The organism is Moorella glycerini, from assembly GCF_009735625.1.
Classification (GTDB): Bacteria; Bacillota; DSM-521; order Neomoorellales; family Neomoorellaceae; genus Neomoorella; species Neomoorella glycerini.
Map to the genome: position 1 here is coordinate 1 of NZ_CP046244.1, position 19,443 is coordinate 19,443.

General features: G+C 53.9%; 19 protein-coding genes and 1 pseudogene. 2 read left to right on the plus strand and 18 right to left on the minus strand.

The features are described from left to right. Both sigK and MGLY_RS00010 read right to left on the minus strand, forming a co-directional pair. On the minus strand, nucleotides 1-648 hold a 648-nt coding region (sigK, locus tag MGLY_RS00005; RefSeq protein WP_156271174.1), incomplete at its 3' end, for an RNA polymerase sporulation sigma factor SigK. A 243-nt stretch (nucleotides 649-891) separates the two neighbouring features. After that, nucleotides 892-1,665, minus strand: coding sequence for an IclR family transcriptional regulator (locus tag MGLY_RS00010; protein WP_156271175.1), 774 nt, complete (start codon nucleotides 1,663-1,665; stop codon nucleotides 892-894). Nucleotides 1,666-1,891: 226 nt separating this feature from the next. On the opposite strand from MGLY_RS00010, the gene MGLY_RS00015 reads away from it, so the two are divergent. After that, the gene (locus MGLY_RS00015) at nucleotides 1,892-2,113 is read left to right on the plus strand and encodes a hypothetical protein (protein WP_156271176.1); all 222 of its coding nucleotides are present in this window, start codon (nucleotides 1,892-1,894) and stop codon (nucleotides 2,111-2,113) included. 173 nt (nucleotides 2,114-2,286) lie between these two features. On the opposite strand, the gene MGLY_RS00020 is transcribed toward MGLY_RS00015, so the two are convergent. The 8 genes and pseudogenes from MGLY_RS00020 to MGLY_RS00050 all read right to left on the minus strand — a co-directional run bounded on the left by MGLY_RS00020 (nucleotide 2,287) and on the right by MGLY_RS00050 (nucleotide 7,634). Then, nucleotides 2,287-3,474 carry an oxidoreductase gene (locus tag MGLY_RS00020; RefSeq protein ID WP_211661970.1) on the minus strand — a complete coding sequence of 396 codons (1,188 nt, stop codon included), beginning with the start codon at nucleotides 3,472-3,474 and terminating at the stop codon, nucleotides 2,287-2,289. After that, nucleotides 3,461-3,637, minus strand: a complete 177-nt coding sequence (locus MGLY_RS17915) for a hypothetical protein (protein ID WP_211661972.1) — start codon at nucleotides 3,635-3,637, stop codon at nucleotides 3,461-3,463. The genes MGLY_RS00020 and MGLY_RS17915 overlap by 14 nt, the downstream gene beginning before the upstream one ends. Nucleotides 3,638-4,095: 458 nt before the next feature. Next, nucleotides 4,096-4,344 (minus strand): uroporphyrinogen decarboxylase family protein, encoded by a 249-nt coding sequence (locus tag MGLY_RS18675; protein WP_422880119.1) that lies wholly within the window; start codon nucleotides 4,342-4,344, stop codon nucleotides 4,096-4,098. A 17-nt stretch (nucleotides 4,345-4,361) separates the two neighbouring features. After that, a pseudogene (locus tag MGLY_RS18085) lies at nucleotides 4,362-4,481 on the minus strand (branched-chain amino acid ABC transporter permease); the annotation flags it as partial. 77 nt (nucleotides 4,482-4,558) lie between these two features. Beyond that, nucleotides 4,559-4,969 carry an ABC transporter substrate-binding protein gene (locus tag MGLY_RS17925; protein ID WP_246187519.1) on the minus strand — a complete coding sequence of 137 codons (411 nt, stop codon included), beginning with the start codon at nucleotides 4,967-4,969 and terminating at the stop codon, nucleotides 4,559-4,561. Further along, nucleotides 4,872-5,276 carry an ABC transporter substrate-binding protein gene (locus MGLY_RS18090; protein ID WP_246187384.1) on the minus strand — a complete coding sequence of 135 codons (405 nt, stop codon included), beginning with the start codon at nucleotides 5,274-5,276 and terminating at the stop codon, nucleotides 4,872-4,874. The genes MGLY_RS17925 and MGLY_RS18090 overlap by 98 nt, the downstream gene beginning before the upstream one ends. Before the next feature lie 456 nt (nucleotides 5,277-5,732). Next, on the minus strand, nucleotides 5,733-6,755 hold the full coding sequence (locus MGLY_RS00045; protein ID WP_156271178.1) for a sugar kinase: 1,023 nt from the start codon (nucleotides 6,753-6,755) through the stop codon (nucleotides 5,733-5,735). Nucleotides 6,756-6,989: 234 nt separating this feature from the next. After that, nucleotides 6,990-7,634: a bifunctional 4-hydroxy-2-oxoglutarate aldolase/2-dehydro-3-deoxy-phosphogluconate aldolase gene (locus MGLY_RS00050; RefSeq protein ID WP_156271179.1), complete on the minus strand. Its 645-nt coding sequence runs from the start codon at nucleotides 7,632-7,634 to the stop codon at nucleotides 6,990-6,992. A 186-nt stretch (nucleotides 7,635-7,820) separates the two neighbouring features. On the opposite strand from MGLY_RS00050, the gene MGLY_RS00055 reads away from it, so the two are divergent. Further along, the gene (locus MGLY_RS00055) at nucleotides 7,821-8,642 is read left to right on the plus strand and encodes a patatin-like phospholipase family protein (protein ID WP_156271180.1); all 822 of its coding nucleotides are present in this window, start codon (nucleotides 7,821-7,823) and stop codon (nucleotides 8,640-8,642) included. 46 nt (nucleotides 8,643-8,688) lie between these two features. On the opposite strand, the gene clcA is transcribed toward MGLY_RS00055, so the two are convergent. The 8 genes from clcA to MGLY_RS00095 form a co-directional block, all read right to left on the minus strand. Beyond that, nucleotides 8,689-10,296, minus strand: coding sequence for a H(+)/Cl(-) exchange transporter ClcA (gene clcA / locus MGLY_RS00060; protein ID WP_156271181.1), 1,608 nt, complete (start codon nucleotides 10,294-10,296; stop codon nucleotides 8,689-8,691). Nucleotides 10,297-10,383: 87 nt separating this feature from the next. Beyond that, nucleotides 10,384-11,328, minus strand: a complete 945-nt coding sequence (locus MGLY_RS00065) for an NAD-dependent epimerase/dehydratase family protein (RefSeq protein ID WP_156271182.1) — start codon at nucleotides 11,326-11,328, stop codon at nucleotides 10,384-10,386. A gap of 107 nt (nucleotides 11,329-11,435) precedes the next feature. After that, the gene (oxlT, locus tag MGLY_RS00070) at nucleotides 11,436-12,731 is read right to left on the minus strand and encodes an oxalate/formate MFS antiporter (protein WP_156271183.1); all 1,296 of its coding nucleotides are present in this window, start codon (nucleotides 12,729-12,731) and stop codon (nucleotides 11,436-11,438) included. A gap of 261 nt (nucleotides 12,732-12,992) precedes the next feature. Beyond that, nucleotides 12,993-13,937 carry an oxalate oxidoreductase subunit beta gene (locus MGLY_RS00075; RefSeq protein WP_156271184.1) on the minus strand — a complete coding sequence of 315 codons (945 nt, stop codon included), beginning with the start codon at nucleotides 13,935-13,937 and terminating at the stop codon, nucleotides 12,993-12,995. Nucleotides 13,938-13,967: 30 nt separating this feature from the next. Continuing rightward, a complete protein-coding gene (locus tag MGLY_RS00080; protein WP_156271185.1) occupies nucleotides 13,968-15,155 on the minus strand; it encodes an oxalate oxidoreductase subunit alpha in 1,188 nt (395 codons plus the stop codon). 21 nt (nucleotides 15,156-15,176) lie between these two features. Continuing rightward, nucleotides 15,177-16,124 carry an oxalate oxidoreductase subunit delta gene (locus MGLY_RS00085; RefSeq protein ID WP_156271186.1) on the minus strand — a complete coding sequence of 316 codons (948 nt, stop codon included), beginning with the start codon at nucleotides 16,122-16,124 and terminating at the stop codon, nucleotides 15,177-15,179. Between the two features lie 154 nt (nucleotides 16,125-16,278). After that, nucleotides 16,279-18,480: a CDC48 family AAA ATPase gene (locus MGLY_RS00090; RefSeq protein ID WP_156271187.1), complete on the minus strand. Its 2,202-nt coding sequence runs from the start codon at nucleotides 18,478-18,480 to the stop codon at nucleotides 16,279-16,281. Nucleotides 18,481-18,734: 254 nt separating this feature from the next. Then, entirely contained in the window at nucleotides 18,735-19,430 is a 696-nt protein-coding gene (locus MGLY_RS00095) for a GntR family transcriptional regulator (RefSeq protein ID WP_156271188.1), read from the minus strand. Nucleotides 19,431-19,443 lie beyond the last annotated feature (13 nt).

Consider the following 19,443-nt stretch of genomic DNA (forward strand, 5'->3'; position numbering starts at 1 on the left):
AATCCTGGAAACATAGGAGCGAGAGATGCCCATTTTGCGGGCTATATCCCGTTGGGTACGCCGCAGGCCATGGAAAAGCCCGAAACGCATGGCCAGGACTTTTTTCTCCCGCGGTGTTAAAACATTCACTTTTTGCATAACCCATTGCCGTTCGTAAGAAGTTTCCACCATTTCCGCTACATCCTGGTCCGACCCAAGGATGTCAATTAAAGCAATTTCATTTCCTTCCTTATCCGTCCCGATGGGGTCATAAAGGGAAACCTCGCCCCGGGTCTTTTTCATGGCACGCAGGTGCATAAGGATTTCATTTTCAATACAGCGGGCGGCATAAGTAGCCAGCTTGGTACCTTTATTCATGTTGTAAGTATTAATTGCTTTGATGAGGCCAACGGTACCAATGGAAATCAGGTCGTCGTTATCCTCACCGGTATTCTCAAATTTTTTCGTTATGTGGGCTACCAGGCGCAAATTATGCTCGATTAAAATATTACGGGCCTTCTGGTCCCCCCGCTGCCAGAGTTCCAGGTATTTTTGCTCTTCTTCCTCACTCAAGGGCTGGGGAAAGGCATTATTGGTAATGTAGGACAGGAGGAAGCTAATGCCCTTTAAAACAGAAAGGGCAACCAATACAATCAAGCCTGCTTCCATAAGCTATACCTCCCGGGCCCGATAGCGTTACCCTTTATATATTTATGGAAGCGCGGCTTAATAAGTGCTTGTCCTGGAGATTTATATTTATTTTATGAGCCGGCTAACTTATCATTTATTCTCCCCCTTACCGTCCAACCCGCGTTTCAGCCCCTGTCGTTTTCAATGGAGCAGGCGTTATATACGTACCTGGCAGGTAATATTTCCTGGCTACTTGCGAGCACATTTTCAAAAAATAGCATACTAATCCTGCCTGTAACCAAGCCGGCGCGATATTTCCTCGCCGGCTTGGCGTACAAGCTGGCCAAGCCCGGGTACTCGCTCCAGCGTGAAGTGCAGGGTAGGGCCGGAAATGCTAAGGGCTGCTACTACCTGCCCACGGTGATCAAAGATGGGCGCGCCGACACAGCGAATCCCTTCTTCATTTTCGCCATCATCTATAGCATAGCCGCATTCCCGTACCCGGGCCAGTTCCGCCTGCAAAGCTGTCATGGTGGTAATTGTCCGGGGCGTAAACCGGGGCAAGCCCCTGCTGGCAATTACCTTTTCTATTTCTTCCGGCGGCAGGAAGGCTAGTATGGCCTTACCTACGGCCGTCGAATGGAGGGCCACCCGGCGGCCAATCTGGGAATACATGCGGATGGTACGGTTGCCTTCAACTTTATCAACATAGACGGCTTCCGGACCATCCCTGACAACCATATGGGCTACTTCCTGGCTCCTGGCTGCCAGTTCCTTGAGGTACGGGTGGGCAATGATCCGGGCATCGAGGCGTTCCAGCAGGCTACCGCTTAGATCCAGGATTTTTAAACCAAGGGTATATTTTCCCGTTGCCTGTTCCTGGTCAACATAGCCATAAGCCTTCAAGGTCGCCAGCATGCGATAGACGGTACTTTTATTGAGGCCCAGCCGGCGGCTGAGGTCGCTCAAGCCCACACCTTCAGCGGCTGCTGCCAGGGCTTCCAGGATTTTAAGACCCTTCTCCAAGGACTGGACGTGACCTTCAGTCTGTGGCAAAGTTATTCACTCCAGGAAATGAGATCTCCTGAATTATTGTAGCACTATTTTGAAGCGGGGAAAATCACTCTTGTGCTGGCAGAAATTTTATCTTATACTATTTGTAAGGCAGGATACGGGTGATTGCTTTTGTTATTAGCCCGATTATTGCGTGCTCTTCAAGTGAGTAACGCTCTTTCATTGCAACGCCGTATCCTGCCTTTCGGTAGCAATATTTAAGGCGGAAATGGTAAAAATCCGCCTCTTGAACAACCGCGTTGGCAGCCTTGAACAAGGCCAGGAAAAGATGAACTCCAGGCTGGATAACCTGGAGGGCAGGATGGTCAGCCTGGAGAAAGGCCAGGAACAAATCAATGCCAGGTTGGGTATCCTGGAGAAGGATGTAGCAAGGATCAAGAAGATTACCAGGAATACCATTAATTCTTCTGCCAGAACCTTACATGCTTGAGTTGAATATCAAGCACCGTACTTAATTATGAGAACCACCTCGTTCTAAAGCGCGTTTCAAGGCTGAATAGCTCTGGTATATAAGGAAGCAGGGTTCTTTTATTACCGCTGTTGTTTCCACTTGCTGATTCCTATATTTTGGATTTAGCATTTGGGTTGGCCCTTTCATTATGTCTAAGAAGCAGAAGAAATCTCTTTATAAACAGGCAAATATACTCCCGCATCCCTGACGACGCAGCCGGCTTTGCCGCCGTCGCGCATGATCTGGGTGCAGCGGCTGCAGGCTATGCATACCCGGCGCTCGTCCAGATAACCCCTGGTGAGCAAGTCCCGGGCGAAATCGGGATAGGCGAAGGCCAGCCTGCCGGCTCCGGCCAGGGTTGCCGCGCCGCGGGCGATATTGGCGGCCGCCGCGTGGCCGAAAAACTGCCGCAGCCAGCTGTAGCCGCTGCCGACAATGGCCAGTTCCGGTTCGGCCTCCTGTATCTCCCTGGTAATTTTAAACAACCTGGCGACGCTTTCCAGGGGGTGTTCGGCCGGCAGGCCCGCCCCCTTGGGGGGTATATCAAAGGGGCGGGTGACTTCCGGGTTTGTATAATAAGGATTGCCGGCCGAAATGCTGACCAGCGCTACCCCCTTCTCCTTGAGGAGGCGCACCAGCCGGATGGGGTCGGCGAGGTCGGGGCGGGTGTAATCTTCCGGATCAACGCCCCAGCCGTAGGGATAGGGATGGGCGTCATAGGCGTTTAACCTTACGGCCAGGATAAAGTCGTTACCTGTTTTGGCCCGCACCTTTTCCACCGTTTCCAGGAGAAAACGGCTGCGGTTGTTAAAATCGTCGCCATACCTGCCTGCGCGGGTATGAGCGGCCAGCAGCTCCGACAAAAGGTAGCGGTAACAGGACTTGATATCCACCCCGTCAAAACCCGCCTCCTGCGCCAGCAGGGCCGCTTCCACATATTTATCCTGCAGCTGTTCCAGGTCAGCGTCGGTAACTGGTTCCTGGTCAGGAGAAACCCCGGCCCGGGCATCTAAATAGGGGTCATGGTAAGCGATCACCGGCTGCGGCCTGCCGTAAGGCTTGCTGTAACGGCCGGAATGGGTTAACTGCAGGATACACAGGGGATGGTGGCCGGCCCCCATACTGTCCCTCGCTTCTCGCAGAGCCGTAGCAAGGAACTCTTTAAAGGAATGAACATTGTTGCGGTTGATATACAACTGCCGCAGATTGGCCCGGCCCCCGGGGACGACGGCGGTAGCCTCAAACCAGAGCAAACCTGCTCCTCCCCGGGCAAAACGCTGGTAGCGGCGGAATGTCAGTTCGGATGGGCTACCGTCTTCGCTACCATCACATCCTTCCATGGGGTGGATGGCCAGGGAAATTGGGCAGTTCCCGGCTGCCGATCTTTACCTTCCGCGCCAAGGGACGCAAATCCTCGATAAGCTCTATATCCAGTTTTAATTCGGCTATCTTTTCTTTTAACTCCTTGAGGTTTTTGAAGTTAAATTTGCTGAAGAGAGCCATAGAAGCCATCTCCTTAAAATTTGGATATGAATCAGGTTCTTTCGCGTTTGGTTTGGATGAAACAAAATTATGATGCGACCGCCCTTAAAATGGAGCCTCACACCCGTTTCTAAGGGGGAGGAGGCACAGGCCAGCTTCGCTTGTTGTCCCTTGCCAATTCATGCCAACACGGGCATTCCCCAGTGGCTCATTGTAGAGGCAGTTAAATCTAGCTTAAGCTGTTAACCAGACCATCTCCCTACCCACTCCGATCCCACTCCGTCTTATGAACTATAGTCGCATAAAGTATAATTTAACGGTATATCCCGTTAACGATTCCTGGCAGCTATTCCTCCATACAGTCGTATACGCCGGTGTTCCAGAGTTCGAGGCAGGCCTTTTTGGAGGCCTACCGGCAGACGAAAGCAGGGTAAATATATTATATTCCTACGGCCGCACTGGTTCTTGTGTCGTTATCGTCATCTGCCCATCCTTAAGGCTGATGACCAGGTCTGATAAAGGACAGGTTTCCTATGGGATAAGGACTGCCTTAAAGGCTTCCCTGCTGCCCATAACTCGACATTGCCGGCAATGGCCGGGATGGCTTCGTCGTCAAAATACTGCACCGGGCAGCCCATGGCTTCGGCTTCGACGTTATAGATATCGATGCCAACCGTAACCAGGTCATGGCCGTACAGCTCATAGGCCTGCAGTTGCCCGCGGACAATTAGATCTGCGCTCCTGGGAAGCCCCCGTGGGTGAAATTGCTGAACTTCAGTATATTGAAAATTATGGCAAACCCCACGGCGATCAAGGCATATACCGCGCCCAGGGAGATACCGTTAATTATCAATTGTGCCGTCATAATTTGCGCTCCTTTAAAACTCACGGGATGGCCGGGACGGGTCCGCAGGCCTGTACCCGTCCCGGTGCGTAACCCTACTATTGCTTCTGCTGCTCCTGGGTAATATAACGCTCTTTGGTAATATACTGGCCCTTCTCGATTTTAATCATCACCATGGAAAGGCCATAGGGACGGTGGGTATTGGGGGAGATGCTGATGTTACCTGTTGTCCCCTTGATGTCTTTTGTTTGCTCCATGGCGTCGCGGACTTTGACCGGGTCAAGGGCACCGGCCCGCTTAATGGCGTCAGCAATGACCAGGATACTGTCATAGCCAATAAAAACCTTGTTGAGGGGTTCGTCATTATAGGCCGCTTTATAGGCCGCGGCTACTTCTTTAATCTGCGGGTCTTCAGCGGCAATATTGTTGGGGAAATAAATATCGTTGGCGGCATCCCCGGCCAGGCTGGCGAAGGGCGGGGCGAAATCCAGGCCGCCGGTAATAGGTATATTTGATAGCTTCCTGGACGTCATTTTTGGTATCATACGTAACCAGCTTCAGCTTCTTGCCATTGATGCTGCCTTCTTTATTGATCTTGTCGATGGCCAGCTGGGCGCCGTTGGTAACCATCTTGCCCCAGACCGAGGTGGTAGAACTTAGATCCTGCAGGTTGCTGATGACAATCACATCACTGCTGCTTGCCTGGGTCTCCCCGCCGCCTGCCTGGTTCTTGCCCTGAGGAGAGGTGCTCTTGCCACAGGCTACCAGTACCAGAACCAGGGCTAAAATCATAAAAGACAAAACTAACTTTTTCATGCCTTCAGTACCTCCATTTTTTTTCTTTTTGCTTTTGTTTTTCCCTTTAGCCCGAAATTGGCTCTTAAGATTGGCGCCCTCCCTGCTTACACCCCCTTCCAAGCCATACATATGTGTCAGCATCTAGAGCCAACAGTAACGAATTTAATTTTAAACAGCAGGTGACCGGCGGCTATTTTATTTACCAGCAGCAAAAACCTGACCGGCCGGGCTATAATCTACCGAAGACCGTACGGCCCGTCAAATTCCTGCCGGTGTAAGAAAAATTTTGCGGCCTAAAAAGGAGGAAGCTACCGCCGAATAGGGCTTCATCCTTTTACTCGTGACCATTATTTCCACGGCAGATGAGGTAGCCGCCGCACCCGGATTCGCCGGCTTTGAAATAACATCTTTAGAAGCCCCGCAAGAGATGGATGAAATTAATGAGCCCTGGAGATGGCTCCAGGGCTCGTTGGTTTACCTCTGTACCCTGCCGGAGGCGTCGCCGCGCATGAGGTGCAGGACTTCTTCGCGGGTGACATGGTTAAAGTCGCCGGGGATGGTGTGCTTGAGACATGAGGCGGCCACAGCAAATTCCAGGGCCTCAGCCGGGACAAACCCTTCCGTGAGGGCGTAGATTAAGCCGCCGGCGAAGGCGTCACCGCCGCCGACCCGGTCCACAATGTGGATCTGGTAACGGCGCGAGCGGTAAAACTCCCGGCCATCGTAGAGGAGAGCCGACCAGCCGTTGTCAAAGGCGGAAAAGCTCTCCCTTAAGGTTATGGCCACCTTTTGCAGGTTAAAGCGAGTTAATAGCTCCCGGGCCACCTGGCGGTACCCTTCTTCGTTAATCTCTCCTCTGGTAACATCGGAAGCCGCCGCTTTAATGCCGAAAACCTTCTCCGCATCCTCTTCATTGCCGATGGCTATGTCTACACAAGTCATTAATTCCGTCATGGTTGCCCGGGCTTTTTCCGGTGTCCAGAGGTTCTTGCGGTAGTTGAGGTCACAGCTAACCGTAAGGCCCATTTCTTTCGCCGTGCGGGCAGCTTCCAGGGTAACGGCGGCCACATTCTCGCCCAGGGCGGGGGTAATACCGGTAAAGTGAAACCAGGAGGCGCCGGAAAAGATCCTGCCCCAGTCAAATTCACCCGGTTGTACCCCGGCAATGCTGGCGTACTTGCGGTCATAAACCACCTTTGAAGGCCGCTGGGAGGCCCCGGTTTCCAGAAAATAGATCCCGAGGCGTTCACCCCCCTGGAGGATATAGCTGGTATCCACCCCGTAGCGGCGCAGGTGGTTGATGGCTGCCTGGCCCAGGGGATTGGCCGGGACTTTGGTGACGAAAGCGACCTCAGCGCCATAATTGGCCAGGGAACAGGCGACGTTGGCCTCACCACCGCCGTAAGTAACTTCAAAGGAAGCGGCCTGGACGAAACGCTGGTAACCAGGGGTAGACAGGCGCAGCATGATCTCGCCGAAAGTAACTACTTTAGCCACAGGAAAAACTCCCTTCTTTCAAAATTAAGGCTAGCGATTATGATGGGGAGGCTTCACCACCCGGCGGCACCAATAATACAGATGAAACCGGCACCCACCAGGCCGTTTAGCCGTTTAACAGTCGGGGTACACCTCTTGCATAGCACCTGGCAGGCTGAACGCTCCCGTTCGTAATCCTTTCTCAGTTGGATTCTTGGCCGGGGCTAACTGCAAGTACGGTAAAGGTGAAAAAGATTATAACCCCCTCGCTGCCCGGATAGCCACCACAAACTGCCGCGCTGTATCCTCTACCAGGCCGTAATCGCCTGTCTTAGCGCCTTTAGTCAATTCCCCACCGACTCCCACAGCTTCGCAGCCGGCTTTGATCCACTGGCCGACGTTCTCCAGGCTGACGCCGCCGGTAGGTATAATCGGCGCCTGGGGTAATGGGCCTTTAATAGCTTTAATCATTTCCGGGCCAAACGCACTGCCGGGGAAAAACTTCACAAAATCGCTGCCAGCTTCCATAACTTCGACTATTTCTCTTATGGACATCGCCCCGGCCATACAGACTTTCTGGTAGCGGTTACAGGTTTTAACCATCTCCAGATCCAGGCAGGGGCTGACCAGGAACTCGGCCCCGGCCAGGATGGCCATCCGGGCCGTGGTGGCATCCAGGACCGTGCCGGCGCCAATGAGAATCTCCCCCTGTCGGTAAGTAGCCGCCAATTCCCTGATAACTTCCAGAGCCCCCGGTACGGTAAGGGTGATCTCAATGGCCTCCACCCCGCCCGCTTTAACGGCTTCAGCAATTTTGAGCGCCTGGTCCGGATTCTCCGCCCGGACTACCGCCACAATCCCGCAGTCGATAATCCGCTGCATAACCTTTAACTTTTGCATATTAACCCGCCTCCGGTTTATATAATGAAACACTGGTTTACTATAATAAAATATTCGCTGTGTTGGGTTGAATTCCTGCAGGATTTTTATAAATAAGTGCTTCCCCCGTTTAAATCTTTTTCTGCGGCACTAAAGCCAGGCTCAAGGCATACAATACTTTGCAAGCTTTAGCGAGGAGGTTTTTTTATGCGTTTTGGCCTTGCCCTGGGAGGTGGGGGGTTAAAAGGAGCGGCCCACTTAGGTGTTTTACGCGTCCTGGAGGAAAACGGTATTAAACCCGATCTCGTCGTCGGGACCAGCGCCGGTTCCATTGCCGCCGCCCTGTATGGGGCTGGCCTCCTGCCGGCCGTTAGCTCCATGAGCAGCCTCCCTGTTGCTAACATCTTTAGACTAGAAAACTACCGTTTTACCGGTTTGCCCCTGGGGCTAATTCATGGTGGCACCATTGAAGGCGTGCTGAAGCGGTCCCTGGGCAATCGCCATCTTTCGGAACTCCGGCCCCTGACAGCAGCCGTGGCCTGCGATATAATCAGCGGCGAAACAGTCATCTATACTGCTGCCCGGCCAGTTAAACCCTTGCCGCCGGACATGGTCCTGGGCGGCGACGTGCCTGCCTGGCAGGCCATCCGGGCCAGCATTTCTATCCCGGCCCTCTTCGCTCCCTATAAAATCGGCTCCCGCCTCCTGGTAGACGGCGGCCTGACGGACAACGTCCCGGCCGATATTGCCCGTTACCTGGGGGCTGATATTGTCATTGCCATCGACCTGGACTGCGGTGTCCCCAGCCGGGCCTTCCGTCATGCCGGCGAAGTCCTCCTCCAGAGCCTGGATATCATCAGCCGGCGGAATACCTCCCTTACCTTAAGGCTTTACGCCGACCTGGTCCTCAAACCCATTAAAAAACCCGTCAGTTCCTGGGACGTCAGTGAGTTCAGCAACCTGGTGGCCGCCGGTGCGGAAGAAGCCCAGCGCAATCTCCCGCAAATTCGCCGCCTGCTGGGGCGATAAAAAAGCCGGCTCCCGGGCAAGGGGCCGGCTTTTTTTAATTTGCAATTTACACCTTAAGATTACATCGGGTTACTTTAGCCAGTGCCTCGTTTATCGCCGCCGCTCTATTCTCGGGTACAATTACTGTTAAGTGATCACCTTCCAGAAGCCTGGTATTGCCGCGGGGAATGATTTCCCTGGCTCCTCTGCGAATGGTAACCAGCAAACAATCTAGGGGTAAAACCAGGTCTTTGACCCGGCAACCGCAGGCGCTCGCCCCGCTCTCAACTACAGCCTCGACAATCAGCATTTTGTCTTTAGGAGAGGGTTTGGAAATACCGTCACTCTTCGCCCTGGCTAAATCCCGTTCCAGCAGCATCTCATAAACGGGTAAACATCCCAGAGCCTCCGCCACTATATAAGCGATCATACAGGTAAAAAGAAGCGGTAAAATATGCTGGTAGTTACCTGTCATTTCGATTATGAGCACAATCCCGGTAAGGGGGGAACGCACAATAGCCACGAAATAGGCAGCCATTCCAATTACCGCAAAAGATGGCCCCAGGCCCTGAAAACCAGGAATAAGCAGGCCGCTGATCTCGCCAACAAAGGAGCCCAGTAAAGCCCCCAGAACCAGGAGCGGTAGAAAGATACCCCCGGGAACCCCAGCACTGTAACTTAACATAGTTAAAAGAAACTTGACTGCAAAGAGAAGGGGGATAATACCCACTTGAACCCGGCCCCAGAGGACATCTTCTGCCAGCTGGTGGCCGCCGCCTAAAACCTGGGGTAAGAAATAGCCCAAAACCCCTGCCAGCGAGACTGCCAGCGACGCCCGCAACCAGCGGGGCAGGCCTTTTAAACTGTCTGCCACATCAAGGCTTCCTTGCAAGGTGCGATTAAAAGCCACGCCTAAAACACCGGTTAATATTCCCAGGACTAAAAATGCCGGTAAGGTGGCCAGGGGTAAAGGTAATAATTCCTTAATGCGAAAGGTAGGAAGTGGCCCTAAAATCCTCTGGGATATCAGATCGGCAGTAACACTGGCTGCCAGGGCTCCTCCCAGTACATAGGGTGAAAAATTACGGCGCAGTTCTTCCAGGACAAAAACTACTCCCGCCAGGGGGGCGTTAAAGGCTGCCGCCAGCCCTGCTCCTGCACCACAGGCTATTAAGTGCAGTTCTTCCGTTTTGGACCGGCTAAGGCTTTTACTTACTGCCTGGCCGGCGGCAGCGCCCATTTGTACCGTCGGCCCCTCCCGGCCCAGGGATAACCCGGCCCCAATAGCCAGGACCCCGGCAATAAATTTTACCGGGATAACCCGCCACCAGATGAGCTCGCGCTGGCTAATCAGAACGGCTTCCACGTGGGGAATGCCGCTGCCGGCAGTTTCCGGAGCAAAACTGGTCAACCAGCCTGCCAGGGCACCGGCCAGGGCCCCCAGGCAGGGTAACACCAGCCAGCCCCAGCCGGGTATACCCCGTGCCCACGTTAAAAGCTCATTGCGCCATAAGTCCCCTTCCGTCAGGACTAAGCGAAAGGCTACACCAACTACCCCGGCGCTGGTGCCCGCTAAGGCTCCTTTAAGCAGAAAACGTAAAAAATAATCATACCGCCTTAGCAGCAGGCTATCATGAATAGAATGTTTTTTAAGTAAAAGAGCTTCGTCCCGCACTTCTTTTCCTGCCCCCGCACAGGCACTTCCCGATGTCACTTTTCCATTGTACCACCCCTTGACTTTTTTGTTAAGCCCATTCCCATTTTATGAATGTTTCTTCTCCGTTACCCGGACTTTATTGATACATTTCACCAGGGCTTTGACAAAGGCCGCCCGGCCCTGGCTACCGGTGAAAACGGGTTGATAGTCCAGTTCCCGGGCTGCTTTTTCCCAGCTGAGATCCCACACTTCGTTTAAAAAGACCGGTCCCGTCCATTCTCCTGGAGGAATTACTTGTAACTCCGAGCCGGAGCCGGTTAGTTCAATAAGCAGGCTGGCGATTTCTTCCCAGCTCAAATAAAGGCTCCCCAGGTTATAGGTTTGCCCGGCGGCCCCCGACCTGCTGAGGGCCAGCCGGCAGGCCAGGGCCAGGTCGGCCAGACTGACAAGTGTGCCCCCGGCAAGAACCGGCACCTGGATGGAGTCATCATGGAGTACCGCCCGTACCAGATTCCGCAAATGCCGGCCGCCGATTTCCTCGCCGAAGGCCCACCAGAAACGGAAAATGGTAACCGGTAAGCCCTGCTCGCGATAATAGTGGCGGCATAATTCCTCAGCCGCAAATTTACCCAGAGCATAAATGGGCTTACGGGCTTCACCTACCAGGCAGGGGTGGTCCTCGAGAACGGGCCGGGTTGTAGCCCGGCCATAAACTGTAGCCGTGCTGGTATAGATAAAATGTTTGACGCCAGCCCTGACAGATGCTGCCAGTAGATTTATATGCCCGACCAGGTCGCCACCAAAAATATCCAGGGGTTCATCGCTGAAGCTCCAGGCCAGGTGGATCACTGCCTCCACGCCGTCTACGGCCCGGGCTACCAGTTCCTTATCCTCCAGATTGCCCCCGCATAGATTGACCTGGCTGCTCCCGGGGCTATCAAGAAAACTTAGGGCCCGGTCCAGTACCCGCACCTGGTGGCCGTGATAACAGAAATCCTGGACCAGGTAGCGGCCAACATCGCCCGCACCGCCGGTTACCAGTATTTGCATGGTCAATACCTCCCTTCCCGTATTAAAAGCGGGGGTACTAAAGTACCGCCCGCTTTAACTTAAATTTTTAGCAAACTATAATTAATGTACAATTAACTTAGCAAGAGCTATGCTTGCGTTGTAAAGCCACCATCACCAGACTTCATACTTGGTAGCACTGGTTTTGGCATACTACGCAAAACCAGGGCTCCCAGAGCTGCTAAAAAGGCCATTAAAGCAGATACATAAAATACCAGGGACCAACCAGCTGCCTGGACCAGCAGGGCGGCCACATATCCACCCAGAATGCCACCAAATCCTTTAGCGCTATAAACAACACCGTAATTACTGGCTGCATAAGTGGTACCAAACCTGTCTGCTGTGGCGGGAGGGAACAGGGAGTAAATTTCACCCCAGGTAAGCATGATGCAGAAGATCAAAGCAACAAACAGCCAGGGGTTGCGCCCTAAGGTGGGCATTAAAGCAATAAAGATCGCATTTAGAGTATAAGCCACAAACATTGTGTTTTCCCGGCCGAACTTATCAGAAATTGCCCCCCATAGTATCCGGCCCAGGCCGTTAGAAATACGGTCCGCCGTCACACCCATAATCACAAAACTGGCAGCAATACCCACATCTTTGGCAAAGGGCTTTGTTTGCGCGGTCACCATCAGGCCACCGGTAGCCATAAAAATGAACATGATATAAATCAGCCAGAAGTGGGGGGTCCGTATCATTTCCCAGGGAGCAAAACCTCTCTTTTCATCCTGTTTTGTTTTATCCCTGGTGCTATGAGTTGAATGGCTTCTTTCCCAGGGCGGGTAACGGAGAATCTGGGCAACTATTAAAATAATAAACCCTTGCAATATACCAGTATAAAGGAATGCTGCAGCATAGCCCTGGGTTGCAAGTATTTTGCCGATAATTGGTATGAACGGCGCCGAACCGCCACCAAAGCCCGCGGCAATCAGGCCAGAAGCCAGGCCCCTCCTATCGGGGAACCACCTGACAGCTACGGCAATACTGCCACCGTAAACAAAACCAGCACCAAGGCCAGCCAGGGCATAGAAAAAGTACAAGGCAGGCAATGATTTCACAAATGCTAATGCCGTCCAGCCGATACCCACGAGTATACCGGCAACCGTAAAGAATATTTTGGGACCAAAACGATCTAATAAATAACCTTCTACGGGTTGGGTATATGTTTCAAACATAATAAAAAGCGTAAACCCGAGTTGCACTGCCGGCAGTTTCCAACCGAAAGCTTCCTGCAACGGGGGTACAAACAAAGTCCAGGCATATTGCAAATTGGCGATCATGATCATTCCAATAATCGCAGATACTAATTGTACCCACCTATTACCAAGGAAAGGACCATAAACCTCACGGGCATCATACATGGCAGGCTGAGTTTGCAAAGCCATTTAGAGCACCTCCCAAAATAATCTTATTATTTTACCCTTTATTTAATTTATTCCTTTTCCATTCTTATGTCGATTTTAATCGATTTTAATGGCTATATTTGGGAGGTAGAATGGCTATTGCTCTTACATTGTAATGATTAAGTAATGAAAGATTGCAACAGTATTTGCTATCACTCTCGAATCCTGGAACATAATAAATAAAACATCTAATCAACTCCTGCCCCCGGGTTTTTTATTAACCCGGAGGCAGGTGTTCTTTCTTTATGCGCTGGTCGCTACCGCCGGCACGGTGATGCCCACTTCGGCGCACCTGGCGTCGACGAAGGCCTGCATTTTGGCGATATGCTCTGGTTTCAGGTGGGTAAAGCGGCCCTGGAGCTTCATGTATTCGCTGACGGGCTTGCGCTTGTCGATCTTGACCGACAGCTTGTATTCGCCATTCTCGTATTCATAGAGCTGGAACATGCCCGTCTGGACGGCCAGTTTGGCCATCTCGATGGTCTTGTCGGCCGGGAACTGCCAGCCCTTGGGACAGGGAGCATGGATGTGGATATAAGCCGGACCTTCCTGGTTCAGACCCTTACGCACCTTGTTCATTAAATCCACCGGCCAGCCGATGGAGGCCGTAGCCACATATTTCAATTCCGGGTGGCCGTGGGCGATGACCTTGGGGTTATCCTTGGGGAAGAGCTTCTTCCCTTCCGGCACTACCGGGCCGGGTGGGGTAAAGGTGGTATGGGCACCGTAGGGTGTGGTCGGGGATGTTTGAATACCGGTGTTAGCGTAGGATTCATTATCGTAACAGATAAAGAGGACGTCATGGCCGCGGTAGAGCATGGCCGACAGGGCCTGGAGGCCGATGTCCACGGCGCCGCCATCGCCGGCCATAACGATGATGTTGGGGAATTCGGCGTCAGTCTTTTTCTTGCGGATCATGGCTTTAAAGGCAGCTTCAATACCGGATGCTACGGCACCGCCATTGGTAATCTGGGCATGGATCCAGGGTACCCGCCAGGGACCGCAGCCGTAACTGGTATTGGCCACGTACATGCAGCCGGTAGGACCGATAAAGATGGTATTGGGACCGGCAGCTTTGGCCACCAGGCGATAAGTCAGGGCCGGGCCGCAACCGGCACAGGTACGGTGCCCGGGGACATAGTACTCTTCCACAGGAGCCTTTTTCAGGGAAGTAATTCGTTCCAGCATTATTACTTTTCCCTCCTTCCGGGTAAACGTTTATAATTCAAAGGGGATCCAGTAAGCAGTCTGCTCAACTTTGCCTGTTTTAGCGATTTCCTTTAACTTCTGGTACATGCGGTAGAATTCGTCGTGGGTGACAACCTCGCCGCCCAGGCCAGCTACAAAACCGACAGTCTTGACTTTATCGCCGTAATCGTAAAGGGCCGCCCGCAGTTCCGACAGGAGGACACCGCCGCTGCAGGAAATGCCGAAGTTGGCCGAGACATCCAGGACGCCTATGGCCTTGAATTTAGACAGCCGCTCTTTTATCTGTTCTGTCGGGAAGGGCCGGAAGGTCCTGAGCCTTGCCACGCCAACCTTTTCACCCAGGTTGCGCAGGCGCCGGGCCACTGCTTTGGCCGTTTCCATGTGGGCACCCTGGCCGAACATGATGAGCTCAGCGTCATCCGTCAGGTATTCATCCAGATAGGGATCATATTTGCGACCAAAGATGCGGGCGAATTCATCGCAGGCCTCTTCTAAAACCTTGTGCACGTTTTTAACGGCCTGGTAGCGCTGGTACTGCAGGGGCGGTCCCATGGCCGGCTCAATCTGGGGACCGATGATCTGCGGGTTCCTGGGATCCAGGACATGGTGGTTCTTGTAAGGCGGCAGGAACTCTTTCACCTGGGCCTCGTCGGGAATATCCACCCGTCCCAGGATATGGCTGACGAAGTAGCCATCCAGGCAGGCGTACTGGGGCAGCAAAACCCGCGGGTCTTCACCTACCCGGTAGTAAATCAGGGTATTGTCCAGGGCTTCCTGGGGCGTGGAGGCCCAGCCCTGGATCCAGCCCTGGTCGCGGCAGCACTCGGCATCGGTATGCTCTTCGCCAAAGTCACCGGGCGGGTCCAGGGTGCGGTCGGCTATGGCCATTTGCACCGGCAGGCGCTCACCGGAAATGGGGGAATAGACTTCGAAAGCATAGGTTACCCCCACGCCGGAACTGCCGGTAAAGACCCGCGCCCCGGCAGCCGAAGCCCCGTAGACAACGCTCAGCTGGGCGTGCTCGCCTTCGCCGTGGATGAACTCGGCATCCAGTTCACCGTCGGCCACCATACGGGCCAGTTCCGACATAATGCCGGTATAGGGGCGGATGGGGTAGGAACAGATCACATCAACATCAGCCAGGCGGACGCCATGGGCCACTGCCACGCAACCAGAAATATTTCTTACTTTACCCATCTTTTTCACCTCCTGAAAAGATTAATTTTTAAAATCTAATTCTGGAACGTTACTCAAAGCACCGCTGGGGCAGACGGCGGTGCAGAGACCGCAACCTTTGCAGTATTTGAGGTTAAAGGTAGGTCCCTCATCGGTCATGGTTATGCAGGAATCGGGGCAGGAGATCCAGCAGGTCCAGCACTGGGTACAGGCTTCCTGGTTGAGAACAGGCCGCTGGATGCGCCAGTTACCGGTAATCATGCCTGCATTTTCGGTCTGCGGCGAGGGTACGGTGCCGGCAAAGGGCATTTGCTTCAAAAGCTCCCTGGCCGTTACGGCTACTTCTTCTACCACTTCATGGGCCGGAAGTTGCCTTATTTGCGCTTCTTCATAACCCCGGCGCATGGCGGCAAGATTTTTGACTACTGCTGTCAGGTTATCAATATCCACAATACCGGTTGCCTTGACAACGGCTCCGGCAATGGGGGCGGCTATACCGGCGCCAATTCCGGTAGCGTCAGTCGCGCCTTCAGCGCCGGATAGGGTCATAATGGCCTGGGCCATGCTATTGGCATCAACGGTAACAACCCGGGCCAGGTTGCCGGTATCGCCGAGGAATTCCAGGATGGTATCAATGCTGCGCCTGGTATTAACCACCAGGGTGCTGCCCGGCTTGATACCCTTCAGGATGGGGACACCCTTGACCAGGGCTTCCTCAACGACAACGACAATATCGGGGTTCTCATTTTCGTAAATGTACTTGCTTTCAATGGGATCGCTGCTGATGCGGGCGTAGGCCCGTACCGGGACATAGATACGGTCGGGGAGATCGACATAGTTCTCCCACGCTTGCACATACTTGCCTTCTCTAGCAGCAGCTTCCGTTAAGGCCACCACGATGTCGCGGGCGTCTTTATTCATGACCACGCCGCGGGCCCAGACGGTAATCTGCTTCAGGTTGGGTTCGACAAAGAGTTCTTGCGTGGACAATTGACGTTCCTCCTTTCTAGCCTGCCAGTGCTACATAGATGGTGTTTCCCACGGCCGGGAGCATTCCCGGCCGCCGGTACCCGGGGAATTCCAATGGCTGGAACACGCCCTGCCCCGGCCGCCACTTTATAAGTTACTGCTTTATCTTCCAGCCTCACCTCCCCAGCCTGCTCACTGCTCCGGGAATTACATTATTCCAGACGGGGCGGACACTGCGGTTATCCACCCCGGTCCGCACCTGGTGTTTTTCCCCCTGGATTTCAGCCAGGGCCTGCTCCAGGTGGCGGGTTTTGATAACACCCCGCCCTGGTTCGTTAGCCGTATCTCCCTTCACTATTTCGGCTACAGCCAGCAAGGCTGCCCGTTTACACACGGCTTCTATTTCTGAGCCTACCAGCCCTTCGGCTGCCTGGGCCAGGTTGTCTAAATTCAGGCCGCGTTCCACCGGACGGGAGCGTAAATAAATCGCGAATATTTCTCGCCGGGCCGCCTGGTCCGGGTAAGGAAACTCCAGGATCTGGTCAAAGCGTCCGGGCCGGAGGACGGCCGGGTCGAGGATGTCAATCCGGTTGGTTGCCCCCAGGACGATTACTTCCCGCAGGTCCTCCAGGCCGTCCAGTTCCATCAAGAATTGGGATACCAGGCGGCTGCCAATGTTGCTCCCTTCGCCGCTTTTACGGGCGGGCAGCAGGGCATCGATTTCATCAAAAAACAGGAGGCAGGGAGAGGCCTGGCGCGCCTTGCGAAAAATCTCATGCAGGGTCTTTTCCGCCTCCCCCCACCAGTGGGAAAAGAGGAGGGAACTGTTGACAGGGATAAAATTTATCCCGCTTTCCCGGGCGAGGGCCCTGGCAACCAGGGTCTTGCCTGTGCCCGGCGGCCCGGAAAGCAAGATGCCTTTCGGTGCCGGCAGGTCAAATTGCTGGAAAAGCTCGGGATACAGCAGGGGCCACTGGACCATGGCCTGGAGGCGCTCTTTAATCTCGGCGAGGCCCCCTACATCTTGCCACCCGGCCGAGGGAATCTCCATGGCAAACTCCCGCGTTGCCGAGGGCTCTACCTCTGCCAGGGCATCCAGAAAGTCACGCATGGTTACCTGGAGTTGCAGGTCATCCAGGGAGCCTTTCCCCAGCTGGAACCGGGCCAGGCCGCGGCGCAGGGCGTACATGCCTGCTTCCCGGCAGAGGGCGGCCAGATCGGCACCGACAAAGCCGTGGGTAATGGCTGCCAGTCGATCTAAGGAGACATCTCCTGCCAGGGACATGCCCCGGGTGTGAATCTGCAAAATCTCCCGCCGGCCCCGCTGGTCGGGCACGTTAATGGCTATCTCCCGGTCAAAGCGGCCCGGGCGCCGCAGGGCCGGGTCCACCAGGTCGGGAATGTTTGTGGCTGCGATCACAATGACATTGCCGCGGGATTCCAGCCCGTCCATCAAGGCCAGCAACTGGGCCACCACGCGCTTTTCGACATCGCCGTGAACGTCGGCCCGGCGGGGCGCGATGGCATCAATCTCATCCAGGAAAATGATGCTCGGTGCCTTTTTCCTGGCCTCGTCAAAAACCTGGCGCAGGCGGGCTTCGCTTTCGCCGTAGTATTTATGCATTATTTCCGGGCCGTTGACATGAATGAATTGGGCATCCGTTTCGGAAGCTACGGCCCGGGCAATGAGGGTTTTGCCCGTACCGGGAGCGCCGTACATGAGAATACCCTTCGGCGCTTCCACACCCAGCCGGTGAAACAATTGCGGGTATTTCAGGGGGAGTTCGATAATTTCCCGGACCCGCTGGACTTCTTTGGCCAGGCCGCCAATATCTTCATATGTCACCCGCTGGCCCCGGCCTTCCGTGTCCTCGCCGCCTTTAAAGCGTACCGCCGTGTCGCGGGTAATAACTACCGCTCCCCGGGGCGCTACCCCTTCGACAGTAAAGGCCTCATCGCCACCGGCAAACTGGGGGATGGTTATCTGGTCCCCGAGCATTACTGCGCGGCCAATTAAATATTTTTTCAAGTGAACAATCTCATGTTCACCGGCCAGGGTCCAGCCCGGGAGTACCGGTGCCAGGATGACGGTCCGGGCCGGCTGCCAATCCTGGCTGGTCAGGGTAATGCCTTCACCAATACCGACCCCGGCATTCTGTCTTAAAATACCGTCCATCTGGATGTTCCCGGGCGGGCACCCCTCTTGAAAGGCAGGCATAACCCTGCCCACCGTCGTCCGCTTGCCGGTAATGGCTACCACATCATTAGGTTTTAAGCCCAATTCTTCCATCACGTCGGAAAGTACTCTCACAATACCCTTGCGGGCATCTTCGACCATACCTTCACAAACACGGAGTTTAACACCAGCTGCGGGCATAAAAAGCGTCCCCTCGCCGTCCATTTAATATTACTGGTATACGGTATACCTTGAATACAGTTTTTAAAACTGTTTCTCCTGCACCTGTACGCTCCTGAACTTTATAGCCTGTCGAATTTATGCTACTTATGTCAGCTATTTTAGACCACCAACAGACCAGATATTAAATATCGTGTTTGGTATACCTTTTGTTTGCCTTTAAAATTATTCGACACCTCGCCGGAGATTCCTGCTGGTTAAGCAAAACTTTTTCGTTAAAAGCTGGTATTTTTTTGATCCCTTAAGGCCAGCTGGAGGAAGTAGGCCTGGCGGGAATTTTCTATATGCTGCCGGGCAATTCTTTCCGCCCTTTCGCCGTCACCTTTCATGAGGGCTTCCAGCAGTTCCCGGTGCTCCCTGGTTGCGGCCCTCGTCCGGCCGGGGATACTGTACCCAATCCTGGTAAAGCCTACTATATAATCCACCAGATTGTCAATCATCTGGTGCAGGCGGGGACTCTCGGCAGCCTTACAGATGATTTCATTAAACTCCAGGTGCAGCTCCTGCAACCTGTCGTAATCGTCTTCGTCACAGGCCTTTTCCATGGCATTTACAAGTTCATTTAATCTTTTTAACTGAATTGGATTAATATGTTCAGCAGCCAGCCGGGCGGCCAGTCCTTCCAGAACGGCCCGGATGCTGTAGACCTCCCAGGCTTCCCGGGTGGACATGCGGGCAACCACTACTCCCCGCCGGGGCAGGTGCTCGACCAGACCTTCCAGCTCCAGTTTGCGGATGGCCTCCCGTACCGGGGTGCGGCTGACACCCAGTTGTTTAGCAATTTTCCGTTCCACCAGGCGGGTTCCCGGCTCCAGACGACCGGTGAGGATGGCTTCCCGTAAAGCATTGTAGGCTTCCTGGCGCACAGGCTGGTAGTTCTGCAGGTCGATTGGTTCAAGCAAGCTTTCCATCATATTCCCTCCT